Origin of the sequence: Xanthomonas protegens (assembly GCF_038442435.1) — a bacterium.
Lineage (GTDB): Bacteria > Pseudomonadota > Gammaproteobacteria > Xanthomonadales > Xanthomonadaceae > Xanthomonas_A > Xanthomonas_A sontii.
On record NZ_JAQJCQ010000010.1, the window covers coordinates 78,894 to 92,127 of the forward strand.

Annotated in this window: 8 protein-coding genes; 1 reads left to right on the plus strand and 7 read right to left on the minus strand. The window is 61.3% G+C overall.

The features are described 5' to 3' along the window. Positions 1 to 30: 30 nt before the first annotated feature. From PIQ37_RS12760 to PIQ37_RS12785, 6 genes are all read right to left on the minus strand, one after another. Positions 31 to 558, minus strand: coding sequence for a hypothetical protein (locus PIQ37_RS12760; protein ID WP_342073766.1), 528 nt, complete (start codon positions 556 to 558; stop codon positions 31 to 33). A 2-nt stretch (positions 559 to 560) separates the two neighbouring features. Beyond that, positions 561 to 1,520, minus strand: a complete 960-nt coding sequence (locus PIQ37_RS12765) for an RHS repeat domain-containing protein (protein ID WP_342073767.1) — start codon at positions 1,518 to 1,520, stop codon at positions 561 to 563. 29 nt (positions 1,521 to 1,549) lie between these two features. Beyond that, positions 1,550 to 1,825, minus strand: coding sequence for a hypothetical protein (locus PIQ37_RS12770; protein WP_342073768.1), 276 nt, complete (start codon positions 1,823 to 1,825; stop codon positions 1,550 to 1,552). A 174-nt stretch (positions 1,826 to 1,999) separates the two neighbouring features. After that, complete coding sequence (locus PIQ37_RS12775; protein WP_342073769.1) at positions 2,000 to 2,347, minus strand: hypothetical protein; 348 nt, start codon at positions 2,345 to 2,347, stop codon at positions 2,000 to 2,002. After that, positions 2,344 to 3,276, minus strand: a complete 933-nt coding sequence (locus tag PIQ37_RS12780; protein WP_342073770.1) for an RHS repeat domain-containing protein — start codon at positions 3,274 to 3,276, stop codon at positions 2,344 to 2,346. The genes PIQ37_RS12775 and PIQ37_RS12780 overlap by 4 nt, the downstream gene beginning before the upstream one ends. Before the next feature lie 29 nt (positions 3,277 to 3,305). Further along, complete coding sequence (locus tag PIQ37_RS12785) at positions 3,306 to 8,546, minus strand: RHS repeat protein (RefSeq protein WP_342073771.1); 5,241 nt, start codon at positions 8,544 to 8,546, stop codon at positions 3,306 to 3,308. Between the two features lie 381 nt (positions 8,547 to 8,927). Here PIQ37_RS12785 and PIQ37_RS12790 point away from each other — a divergent pair, with 381 nt between their 5' ends. Next, entirely contained in the window at positions 8,928 to 9,950 is a 1,023-nt protein-coding gene (locus PIQ37_RS12790; RefSeq protein ID WP_342073772.1) for an Ldh family oxidoreductase, read from the plus strand. A 333-nt stretch (positions 9,951 to 10,283) separates the two neighbouring features. On the opposite strand, the gene PIQ37_RS12795 is transcribed toward PIQ37_RS12790, so the two are convergent. After that, positions 10,284 to 13,157 (minus strand): TonB-dependent receptor domain-containing protein, encoded by a 2,874-nt coding sequence (locus PIQ37_RS12795; RefSeq protein ID WP_342073773.1) that lies wholly within the window; start codon positions 13,155 to 13,157, stop codon positions 10,284 to 10,286. Between the last annotated feature and the right edge of the window lie 77 nt (positions 13,158 to 13,234).

Here is a 13,234-nt window from a genome sequence, read left to right on the forward strand (position 1 = left end):
AATAAAAACTTAAACCAATGATCTAACGAATTACTTTGAAGCCTTTGTGCTCGATAGAGATTTAATTAAATTATCGAAGTCAGGCTCCAAAATCGCATTAGTCAAATATTTATTGCCATCGAAATTGACAATTATCTGACCTTCTGGAGATCCAACCCTATATACGTCAGACCCAATTCTTTCAAAAGCGCCATCTATACCGACAACGAGAGGACACTTACTTGAATCACCGGTATTGAAACGGCTGGCGGCCTCCAAGAACAATGTATATTTCTCACCAACCTCCAATTGAACATTGGAGCAAAATTTGTCATAGCTAACCAAAGAGGTTTCAGGCGATTTAAATGCCAAAACAGTTCCTCTCTCAAGTGATACCACATATATTCTATTGCAATATCCAGTCTCAGGACACGAGCCATTGATCGCTACAACCTCTCCAGCGATCACTGCAGTCGATTTTTTGAATAACTTTTCTATTGATCTATTTGAAGGCGATGACCCATAAGAAAAAAAAGGAAAAGCGATCAATCCAAAAAATAGCGCCAATGAAATTCTCACAATCAATTCTCCTTACTATTATTATCCCAACCCGCATTCATTGTTTTACGTGCTGCCGCCTCGACATTCCTTTCAAACTGGCAGTTCCACCCCACACACCCCGCTGCCAGTTGGGTAATTTTTTGGTTATCAAATTCAGTGTCAAAATGAAAAACTTCATGCATAAAGCGAAACACCCTATAGAAAGTTGATCGGCCATCAAAATATCTTGCAGCGCTGAGCACAATCGAACCTCGATCACTTTTTGAATTAAAATTCACGTATGCGACACTTGTTTGCTCAACTGTCCCACCCTGTGCAGTTGAAACATCCCAGTTACTGCTGTCTATTTCAATTCCATCAAGTTTATTAAACGCCCTAACAGCGCGCGAGTCGCCAGCGGCCTTGGCTGTCCTCCCGACAGAATTTGCGTCCTTAACCGCAGTGTCAATCTGTTTTTTTGACGCCTGTTCAGGCCCAACAGAACTAACCATTGACGAAGTGATCGTTTTAGGCATTAGCGCTGTCCCTGCCATAGTTGTGTACTCAGAAGTACTTACTGCAGTACCGTCTTCATTACATACGTGTGTACCAGTACACATTCCATTTGGATCAGAGAAACGATAGGGATTATCGTTGGAATATTTATACCTATTAAATAAAGCAACAAAGTCCCGTATCGCGGCCACCGGATCAACTGACAAAAACCGCCCAATCACGGGATCATAGTACCGCTGCTGCATGTACGTCAGCCCGGTCGCCGCATCCTGTACATGCCCAGTGAATCCAGGCCCATCAGTCACAGGCCGATTGAGCAACTTGCCGTAAGGTTCGTACTCGCTTGTCTCAATGAGTTTGCCGCTGGCGTCTGTCACCGCGATCGGCGTGCCCAGCGCATCGGTGTGGAAGTACTCCACCGTTTCGACCAGCGCTTGTACCGGGAGCGCAAGCACCAGCACCCAGAGCAACCCGATCCACGACATGACGCTTCCTGCTTTCTTGTGTCGGATGCTCACTTGCCCTTCCCCCCTTCCGCCGTCGGCGTGAAAGCCGCCGACCACGCCGAACAGCCGTTGTCGTTGCAGGCGCGCACCTGCACGGTGTTGACCGACCCGGTCTTGTTCAAGGTGACGTTGGTGTTGGGGCCGGAATAGCTGACAGCACCCGTGATCTCGTAACGCGTTGCGCGCGCGCTGGCGGTCCAGTCGAGTTCGAACCTCACCGGCGACGTATTGAGGTAGCGGTAGCCGCTGTTGAACGATGGCGTCGCCGGGGGCGAGGTATTCACCACCGTGGTCTGGGTGTTGGAGTACGGCCCACACCGGCCAAGTTGTTTGAATGAATTATTCGAAGCGCCACACTTGATAGAGATTAATCAAGTCATGACACGTCACTGCAGATTCCCTACAGTTTCGTGAAATTTTAAAATTTAGCAAAAAAGCAGCGCAACATAACCTAGAAACTATTGATAAGCCAACTCCTCAACTACCTTTTTGCATTTCTCATCAAGATCGACATGAAATGACTTGACTCGCTTGTCCGCAAGCAGAGCACCAACATCGTCTTTATGCAAAACAGAAAACCCCCGCAAGCCAGGAGAAGAGTTTTCTTGAATAATCGAATAATCTTTTATACCCCATTTCCGCGTCTTCTCCACGTATCTATGGATCTGCGCCAAACATATCGACTCAGCATCAGAACGTGAATCACCGGGCTTTTTCAGTCCATCCACTTGATGATTGGCGTTACAACAAGAAGAAAAAGTAACACAGAACAACACCAAGAAAGCTTTTCGAACATAAAATTTCATTGCTTCTGCTCCGGAATCCAGATAAATTCATAACCTTCATGGCTTCGGACCATTCCTGGAACACCCATATACAATTGGAACTGATAGTCAAATCCATTTGCTCGCGGCATATATCCCTCCTCTCTAGTATTTGGATGAGCGTGGAAAAAACCGAGCACTTTACAAGCACATTCAAATTCCGACGGCTTGTGCAGGGAGTCCTTTCCCATATGATCTCGCGTACCTGGCTCTAGACGCACCAAGTCCGGATGATCTTCATTTGCAAACTGAACAACCCACCCACCTTGCTCTTGCTTCGTAGAACCTTGGGAATTTTGCGGTACCGGTCGAGAGTTTGGATTTGACTCATCCCAAGCTTGCTCCATTTGACTCCGGACGTTGCGATCCCTAGTCCAAGATGGATCTGTCTTCTGTAATTCTCGACCATAAGCTCCTCCTCCAGAAGCTTGTTTCGCCTCACTAGAATGCAAGGAAATTACTTCTGTTGTATTTGCGCCATTAACCCTACAAGTTCCATCGGCATTCTCAATTCTTGATCCAGTACAACGCCCATCAGGGTCATAAAATCGGTAAGGACTATTTCGAGCATACCCATATCTATTAAACTGCACCGAAGGACTCTTATATGGAGTCACCGGATCAACCGACAAAAACCGCCCGATCACCGGATCATAGTACCGCTGCTGCATGTATGTCAGCCCGGTGGCCGCATCCTGCACGTGCCCGGTGAATCCAGGCCCATCGGTCACAGGCCGATTGAGTAGTTTGCCGTAAGGCTCGTACTCGCTGGTCTCGATCAGGGTGCCGCTGGTGTCGGTCACCGCGATCGGCGTGCCAAGCGCATCGGTGTGGAAGTACTCCACCGTTTCGGCCAGCGCTTGCACCGGGAGCGCAAGCACCAGCACCCAGAGCAATCCGATCCACGACATGACGCTTCCTGCTTTCTTGTATCGGATGCTCACTTGCCCTTCCCCCCTTCAGCCGTCGGCGTGAAAGCCGCCGACCACGCCGAACAGCCGTTGTCGTTGCAGGCGCGTACCTGCACGGTGTTGACCGACCCGGTCTTGTTCAATGTCACGTTGGTGTTGGGGCCGGAATAGCTGACAGCGCCCGTGATCTCGTAACGCGTTGCGCGCGCACTGGCGGTCCAGTCGAGTTCGAACCTCACCGGCGACGTATTGAGGTAGCGGTAGCCGCTGTTGAACGATGGGGTCGCCGGGGGCGAGGTATTCACCACCGTGGTCTGGGTGTTGGAGTACGGTCCGCAGCCGGCCACGTTGCAGGCCTTGGCCCGGTAGGCATAGCTGCCGTTGCCCTTGCCGGAGAAGGCCTGGCTGGTGGCGTTGGCGTTCTGCGTGGCCGTCCAGCCACCGCCATTGGCGCTTTCTTCCAGCGTGTAGCTGCTGGCGGTGCCCACGCCGCTCCAGCTCACCGTGTAGCCGTTGACGCCGGCACTGGCCGGAGCGCTCAGGCTGGGGGCGCCGGAAGGGGCGAAGATGACCTGCGTGGAGGCGTTGCCCGAGTACGGCCCACAGCCGGCCGCGTTGCACGCCTTGATCCGGTACAGGTAGGTGCCGGCGCCGCGACCGCTGACGCCTGCGCTGGTCCCGCCCACCGAGGCGATCCCGCTCCAGGTGCTGCCGCCGTCGCTGCTCTCTTCCAGGTTGTAGCTGACCGTGGTGGCGACCGTGCTCCAGCTGAGCGTGTAGCTGCCGGTGGTGTTGGTCGCTGGCGCACTCAACGACGGCGCCGAGCCCGGCGCATAGACCGCCTGCACCGTGCCGGTCCCCGAATACGGGCCGCAGCCGGCGGGATTGCAGCCGCGCACGCGGTAGGCGTAGCTGCCGGCGGCCTTGCCGCTGTAGGCGTTGCTCTGCGCGCTGCCGCTGTAGGACACGCTCCAGTTGCCGCCGTTGGCGCTTTCCTCCAGGGAGTAAGTAGCCGCGCCGGTGACCGTGCCCCAACTGATGGTGTAGTTGCCGACCACGCCGGTGGCGGGCACGCTGATGCTGGGCGCGTCGCTGGGCGCGAACTGCACCACGGCCGTTGCGGTCGCGCTCCACGCGCCACAGTAGCTGCCCAGGCAGGCGCGCGCGCGATAGGCATAGCTGCCCGCGGCCTTGCCGGAGACCGCCTGGCTGGTCGCGACGCCGGAGTAAAGCGCCGTCCAGCTGCCGCCGTTGGCCTGCTCCTGCAATTCGTAGCGGTTGGCCGAGGCCACCGTGGACCATTGCACGGTGTAGCTGCCGGAGCTGCTATAGCCGGGAACCGTCGCGCTGGGCGATGCCAGCGTCGGCAGGTTGCTGACCTTGGCCAGCAGGCTGCCGCCCAGGTAGACGTACTCGGAAATCTTGCCGACGCGCTCGTCGCGCTGATAGCGCAGCACGCCGTCTTGCCCGTACAGCGAGACGATGTCGCCCAGGCTTGGGCTGCTCGCCAGCACGCGGCGGCCTTGCGCGTCGTAGCGGTAGGTTTCCACGCCGGTGACTTCGCGCAGACGGTTGCCCTTGTCGAACACGTAGTTGACGCCGTTCTTGTTGGACAGGTTGCCCTGCGCGTCGTAGCTCAGGCCGATCACCGCCGAATTGTCGGAACTGTTGTTCACGCTCAGCAGTTGCCGGTTGGCGTTGTAGAAATAGCTGTAGTCGCGGCTGCCACCCACCTTGACCGCCGTCAGGTCGTCGAGCACGTTGTAGCTGTAGCGCGCCAGGTTATCGCCACCGAACATCGCCGATTGCGTGCTGGTCAAGCGGTCCAGGCCGTCGTAGCCCATGCTGCGCGTTTGCCGCCCACGCGCGTAATCCGTGATGGCGCCGACGTTGCCGTTGGCGTCATAGGTATAGCCCAGGTCGAGCGGATTGCCGCCGCCGCTGTCGCTGCTGCGAGACGGCAACTGGCGTGCGTTCTGCGCCATCGTGTGCACGATGCCGTTGCCGTAGGTGAACTGCTTGATCGCCCCGTTGGGGTAGTAGCTCACGCCCAGCGCATAGCCATTGGCCTGGGTCGCCTGGCCCAGGGCATTGGGCGCATAGTTCAACGCCAGTCCCGATGGATAGGTGACCCCGGCCGGATGGCCATCGGCCGTATAGGCATAAACGAGGCTCAAGCCGCTGGAACCTGGTTGCGTCATGCTCTCGCTCAGCAGCAGGCGGCGCTTGTTGTAGGTATACGTGTTAACCACGGCGTTGCCGCCGTTGCTGTTGTTGGTGGTGACCTGTGCCAGCAGGCCATCGGCGGTGTAGACGAAGGACTGGTTGCCGACACCGTCGGGGAACGCCAGCGTGGCCAGGCGGTTACGCGCGTCGTAGCTTCTGCCGACCTTGGCGCTGGTGGCGACGTCGGTGCGATTGCACGAGGACGTCGAGGTGTAGCCCTGCCCGCTGGCCGACCAGGCCAGGTTGCCGGCGGCATCGTAGTCCATCACCGTCGCGCCGGTTTCCGGTTCGACGGTCTTGCACAGTTGCTGGGAGTCGTCGTAGACGTAGTTTCGGGTCACCGCCAGCGAACTGTCGCCATTGCGGCGATGGATCGCCAACGTCTTGCCGAACACATCATGCGGAATCTCGGTAACGGCGCCTTCCGGATGCATGATCCACACCGGCTTGCTGTAGTCCGGTTGGTCGAACACCTGGAAGCCTGTGGTGGTCTGTTGGCCACGAGGATTGGTCACCAGGGTCCGGATACCACTCAAGTATTCGGTCCGTGTCGTCAAGAGGCCCAATTCGCTGTCCTGCGACACCGACGTGGTACGGCCCAGGGCGTCGTACTCGGTCCAGGCCCCCGTACTGAGCGTATCGCTGCTGCCGGGATAGGAACTGAAGGTGTTGCGACCGTCGTAGTCGTAGGCGAACTTCTGGAAACGCTGCGTCGCGGCTTCGTTGCCGGCATCGAACTCGCGGGTCAGCACCGGGCGCCATAGCGCATCGAAATAGGTCAGCTTGCGCGCGTTGCCGGTAGCCACAGTCTGCCGCCAATGGCCGGCAGCAAGCCCATACTCGCTGCCGCCGACCTGCTCGAACGACTGCGTGGTGGCGTTCCAGGAAACGGTGTCGTTGGCCGGATAGGCAATGCTCGACAACCGGCCCATGGTGTCGTAGCCATAGCTGGTGGTGTAGCCGTTCTCGTCCGTGGTCGAGGTGATCCAGCCGCTGTCGTTGACCGTGGCCGATTCGGTTGTGCCGTCGGCATAGCGGATCGACTGCGGAACGCCGCGCTTCCAGTTGGACAGCGTGGTGGTGTTGGCGCTGCCATCCTTCGCCGTCGCCAGCGTACCGTCGCTGTTGTAGCTCAGGCTCAGGCGCAACTTGCCGAACGACCAGCGTTGAGACGGCATTGCATTGGTGTCATAGCTGGTCTGCGATTCCACCAGTCCCGTATCGCTGTTGGTGCTCTTGGCGCTCTGGCCGACGATCCACTTGCCCAGGTCGTCGTAGTACTCGGCCGCATCCGTCCGCGAATGCCATGGGCTGGCGCGAGTGACGCTGAGCGTACGCGCGAACGCATCGAAGCCATTCGCGGTCCAGCTGTAGGAGACACCGTCCTGTACGATGGTCCTGATACGCAGCGGCCGCAGCACATTGGTCAGCGGATTGGGAATGCCGAGCAGGGATTGGCCCATCTCGGCCGGGAACGGCTGCGCGGCCACATCGCCATCGGCGAAATAACTGTTGCTGGTCTTGGACAGCGTATTGCCGCTGGCATCCAGTGCCGTGGTGCTCAGCAGGCGTCCGTCGTTCAGCCCGTACATGAAGCCGAACTCGTAAGCCGTGGCTGTACCGTCGGGATTGGTGACTTTGACCGTCTTGCTCGGTACACACGTCGGACAGGGGTCGGTAGCTTGACCCGAGGTGTAGAACTTCGTGGCAGGCGTATCGGCAGCATAGTTCCAGGTCTGCTGTGCCAGGCCCGGCCCCGTCACCGTCTTTGACGTCAGGACGTAGTTGTCGAAATAGCCAGGCACATAAGGAACGGGGGGTTGCTGCCCGGCAGGCACTGCGCAACGGATGATGGGTGTGTGATTGCGGTATTGGCGCTCGTAATCGAAGGCAAAAACGCCGACAGCGCCCGACGGATGCGTGACCTGCAACGATACCGCGCCATTCATCGGGTCTGGCTCGGATGCGCAGTTGCTGGCGCCGCCGCCGGCCGGCGGCTCGCGCGTTGGCAGCATGTTGCCGCTGGCGATGCTGTAGATCCACTGCGACCCATCGGGCTGGGTGACGGTCTTCAGGCGATAGGCGCCCTGCGGCGTCGGGTACGCCGTACTGAGTTCGTAGCCATAGGTCCAGGTCTGGCCGTTGGTCTGGACGCTGCTGATCAGATCGCCGTTGTAGTTCAGCGCGATGGCACGACCGTCGCTGGATTGGATCGAGGATAGCTTGTCGCCGGTGTAGCTGTACGTCACCCAATTGCCGAAGCGATCCTCGATGCGGCTGGCCATCAGCGCGATGCGCGCGCGAGGCGCGTAAACAAAGCCCGCCGCCACGCTCGCCATCGGAAGCTTGTAGCTCTTGATCGTAATTACGGCCGCGTAGTCGAAGTAATATTTGACGCCGCTCGGCGAGATCGCCAAAAACCCTTCACCCGCATAGTTGCTGACGCTGGCCAGGCAGCCCAGGCGCCAGCCATCCTTGGTGATCCAGGGACGGCTGACGCCGTCGGTGGGGCGCGGCGTCTTGGTCTGATTGTCGACCAGCAACTCCTGCTCGCCTGCTCCAGGAACATGCAGGTAGTAACCATGCCAGACGTCATCGGCGGTACCAGGATAGGTGATGCCGTTGACCGTCATCGCCGCATCCGGCCGACCCGGCAACGAACAACGCGCGGCCGGAGAGCCGCTGGTCGTCACCCAGCCCTTCTCGGCCAGGAACTCGCCGTAGACGCGCGGCAGATCGATTTCCCAGTCGCCGAATCCTTTGGCCACGTACTCCTGGCGACGGTTCATGACCTTGAACTCGCGTCCGAGCGCGACTGGCAATGCGTTGTTGCCAGGCACGCTGACATCGGTCGCGCGGAAGCTGACGCTTCGGTCGTACAGGCTGATGTTTTCGCCGAAGATGTCGCCCTTCAGCGGACCAACCACCTGCGATGCCTTGATCTTCTTTTCGTATTCCTCGTAGGGCGCCACGTCGTCCGCCGCGTAAACGCGCGCGCACAGGCACAGCAACACCATGCCGATCACCAGCCTCGCCTTGAACATCGCTTGCCTCTTCCCTTTCAGCCCGTTGCGGGCCGAACTCCCTGAACGATCGCGAGACTCCAGCGAATATCGCGATAACCAAAATCGCAACAGCACAAACCCATCGCGCCAAGCGCGAGGCAAGCGGTCGATCAAAAATCCCCTGCGGGCCAAAGCGATGGCCGTGCCAGATTATCGAGCCCATTTAGGGATATCTGTCAAGAAAATTTTTCGACGCTCCGCAGGCGCTGCTGTCTCCGAATCCGACATGGCTAGGACGGCCACGAATCAACGCACCCCCGCTGCGACCGGATCAATCCGTCCAATTCGGACTTACCTTGAGGCTTCTCACTGACCTTCGCGCGGGCGAGAATCCGGCACCCCCACCCCGTGCCCATTTCAATGAACCCCAGCGACACCATCACCCTGTCCCTGGACCAAGCCACCGCCCTGGTCGAGCGCATCCTGACCCACGCCGGCTTCAGCCCGGCGCACGTGCAGGCTCTCACCCACACCATCGTCGCCGGCGAACGCGACGGCTGCGCCTCGCACGGGCTGTACCGGACGCTCGGCTGCGTGGCGACGCTGCGCAATGGCAAGGTAGTGGGCGATGCCGAGCCTGTCGTGCACGACCATGCGCCGGGCATCGTGCGGGTCGATGCACGCGGCGGATTCTCGCTGCTGGCGTTCGAGCGTGGGCTGCCGTTGTTGATCGAGAAGACCCGGGCCAATGGCTTGGCCGCGCTCGCGATCAATCATTGCGTGCATTTCTCTGCGCTGTGGCCGGAAGTCGAGCGCATCACCGATGCCGGGCTGGTCGCGCTGATCTGCAATCCCAGCCATGCCTGGGTGACGCCGGCCGGCGGGCGCACGCCGCTGCTGGGCACCAACCCGCTGGCGTTCGGCTGGCCGCGCGTGGATGCGCCGCCGTTCGTGTTCGATTTCGCCACCAGCGCGGTGGCGCGCGGCGAGATCGAGCTGCGTCGCCGCGCCGGCCAGCGGATTCCCGAAGGCTGGGGCGTGGACGCGGCGGGCGCGCCGACCACCGATCCGGCCGCGGTTGCCGACGGCGGCGCGATGCTGACCTTCGGCGGGCACAAGGGGTCGGCGCTGTCGGCGATGATCGAACTGATCGCCGGGCCGTTGATCGGCGACCTGACCAGCGCCGAATCGCTGGCGCACGACGCCGGCGCCGGCGCTTCGCCCTACCACGGCGAACTGATTCTGGCCCTGGATCCGGCGCGCTTTCTTGGCACCGACCGGGACACGCATCTGGCGCGCGCGGAAGCCTTCTTTGCGGCCTACGAGGCCACCGGGGCACGCCTGCCGTCGCAACGCCGTTACCAGGCGCGGGAACGCAGCCGTAGCGAAGGCGTGCGGATTCCGCAGGCCCTGCATCGGGATCTGCTGGCCTTGCTCGACTGAAGGAGACTATTGGTAGCGCGCTTCAACGCGGCTCAGCGGGGCATGCCGTTGTCGCGTAGGAGCGGCTTCAGCCGCGACAGGCATCATCGGTAATGCCGTGTCGCGGCTGAAGCCGCTCCTACGAGTGGGCTTCCCGCGCGTCGTGTACTCGTGTGATGCGCGCGCCAGATGCGGGTGAGCAAGCGCCCCGCCCGCGCGATACGCGGGCAGGAACGGCATTACCGCCGACGTGGAATCTGCTAGCAGGTGGAATCGCGCCTGACCGAACATACCGCGGCGGGCTCCATCCGCCACGGCACTGTCACCTGGTCGCCCACGCAAGCAGGCCCCCACTCAGAACTTCACCGTCGCCCGCGCCCAGTAGTAGCGGCCGAGCAGATCGTAGGTGGCCACGTCGGTGTTGGCGTTGGTGACGTTGTTGGCGTAGTACAGCGGCGGCTGGCGGTCGGCCAGGTTGTCCACGCCCACTTCGAAGCGCGTGTTCCACGGCTTGACCTGATAACCCACCTGCACGCTGTGGTAGACGTAGGCGCCGATGTCGCGGACCACGGCGGGCTGGTCGGCATCGGCCGATAGGCTCTGGCGGGTATCGGCGCTGCCGATCTCGGTGCGGCCGATGTAGCGGACACGCCACGACGCGCTCCAGTCGCCCAGGTTCCAGTTCAGCGTGCCCAGTGCGCGCCAACGCGGGAAGTTGCCGTAGGCGTAGGTGTACTTGCCGGCGTTGTGGATGGTGACCGTGCTGGCGTCAGTCGTGTCGGGGTTGATGTCGTAGCGGATCACGTAGGTGCCGTTGAGGCCGGCGCTGAAGCTGCCCCAGGCGGTGTCCGGCAGGCGGTAGTTGAGGCTGAAGTCCGCGCCGCTGGCCCACAGCTTGCCCAGGTTCACGGTGGGCTCGGCGATGTAGTTGACGGTGCCGTTGTCGTTGCGGTGGATCAGCGCGCAGAACGCGCTGGCGTCGTTGGCGTAGCACTGGTTGAGCACGGTCTGCGCCGAGACCTGGGTGATGGTGTCCTTGAGGTTGATCTTCCACAGGTCCGCGCTCATCGACAGGCCTTCGACCCAGCCCGGGTCGTAGACCACGCCGAAGTCGTAGGACATGCCGGTCTCCGGCTTGAGCTGGTAGCCGGCCACCGCTGCGCCGGAGGCCTTTGCGCCGACCTGGTTGTCGGCCTGCTGGTAGCTGCCGTCGGTCGGCACGTTGGCGCAGGCCGCGGCATGGCCGCCGGTGTAGCCGTTGCACGGATCGGTGACCGACGGCGAGTCGCCAGCCACGCCGGCATACAGTTCGCTGATGTTGGGCGCGCGGAACACCTGCGAGGCGGTGCCGCGCAGCAGCAGGTTCTCGATCGGGCGGTACTCCAGCGAGATCTTGCTGTTGGTCTTGCTGCCGACGGTGTCGTAGTCGGAGAAGCGGCTGCCCACGGTCAGGTTGAGCGAGTGCACGCCAGGCAGGCCGGCCAGCAGCGGGAACAGCGCTTCCGCATAGGCTTCCTTGACGCTGAAGCTGCCGCCGAGCACCGAGGCGCAGTACTCGAGCACGCCACACATGCCGTTCTCGTCGCCGGTCCACAACGGATCGGCGGCGGTGCTGGTGCTTTCCTTGCGATAGGAGACACCCACGGCCAGGCTCGCGGTGCCGGCCGGCAGCGCGAACAGTTCGCCGTTGGCGTTGGCCTCGAATTGCTTGACCGTATAGACGTTGGTGACGATCGGATTGACCACCAGCGCTTCCAGCGCCGCCTTGTTGCTGGCGGCGTTGAGGTTGAACACGTCGATCGGGGTACAGCCGGCGATCGGCGCGCCGGCGCTGCCGCACTTGACCGTGCCGTCGGCGGCGAGGAACGACGGCCCGACCGCGGCGTTGAAGCCGGCGTAGTCGAGGAAGCCGTAGTTGATCGACTTCTGCTTGACCTTGCCGTAGTTGAGGCTGGCGTCCCACTGCCAGGAACTGTCGCCGAAGCTGCCGCGCAGGCCGGGATTGATCTGGAAATTGTAGGTGTTGTACTCGTAGCGGCGATTGCCCAGCACCGTGGCGCGGGTGTTGAAGTTGTTGTACGAGGTGCCGGTGCTGCGATCAGTGCCGAAGTTGACCCCGAACGGGTTGTAGTAGCTGGCGGAGGAGACCAGGAAGTTATCGCCGTTGGCGAAGATCGGGATCGGCGCGATGATCGAGGACGAAGTGGTCTTGCTGAAATAGGTGTTGACGTAGCCTTCCAGGTGATCGTTGAAGCGATAGCTGCCGAGCACGAACGCATTGGTGCGCTCCTGCGGGGTCTGCAGCAGGTTGTACGGCTGGTAGTTGTAGGAATCGGTGGAGGCGACGTAGCAGTGGTACTGGCTGGCGTTGGTCGGGCTGCTGCTGCCGCCATTGAAGGTGACCCGCGAACAGCCGTTGCTCGCCGCCAGCGCCTTGGCCGCGGCCGAGCCGTCATTGAAGCTGATGCTGCCGGTGGGCGTGGCCGAGGAGCCCTGCTTCACCCCGACGCCGTCGATCAGCGACAGCGCGTCCTTGGAGTAGGCGCGTGCGCCAGCCGAGACCGGGTCGATGTCGTGGTAGGACAGGCCGGCGACGATGCTGCCGCGCTCGCCGGTCTTGCCGGCGGTCAGCGCGAAGTTGCGGCGGTTGCCGTCGCTGCGCGAGCTGGTGCCGAAGTCGGCGCTGGCCTCGATGCCGTCGAAGCCCTTGCGCAGGATGAAGTTGACCACGCCGCCGATCGCGTCCGAGCCGTACACCGCCGAGGCACCGTCGCTGAGCACCTCCACCCGCTCGATCATGGTCGCCGGGATCGCGTTGACGTCGTTGCTGGCCAGGCGCGTGCCGTTGACCAGGACCAGGGTGCGCTTGTCGCCGAGGCCGCGCAGCGAGATCACCGAGGCGCCGGTGCCGCCGCCGTTGTTGGTGTTGGGGTTGGTGGCGTTGCCGGCGATCGACGGCAGTTCCTGCACCAGATCGCCGAGCGTCGCCTTGCCGGTGGCTTCGATCTGCGCGCGGCTGATGGTCACCACCGGGTTGGCGGTTTCGGTGTCGACGCGGCGCAGGCGCGAGCCGGTGACCACGATGCTGTCCAGGGTCTGGGTGGCGCTGTCGGCGCTCGCCTCCTGCGCCTGCGCCGCCGCGCTGCCCAGCGACAAGGCGGTGGCGACCGCCAGCGCCAGCGGCGTCGCGGCATGGCGGAAGGAAGGGCGTGGCTGCGAAAACGACATGGGCGAACTCCTGGACGGTGGCGAGACGGGAACGGTGCAGAAACGCAGGCCGAACGCTGCCACGCCGGCGCTGTGCC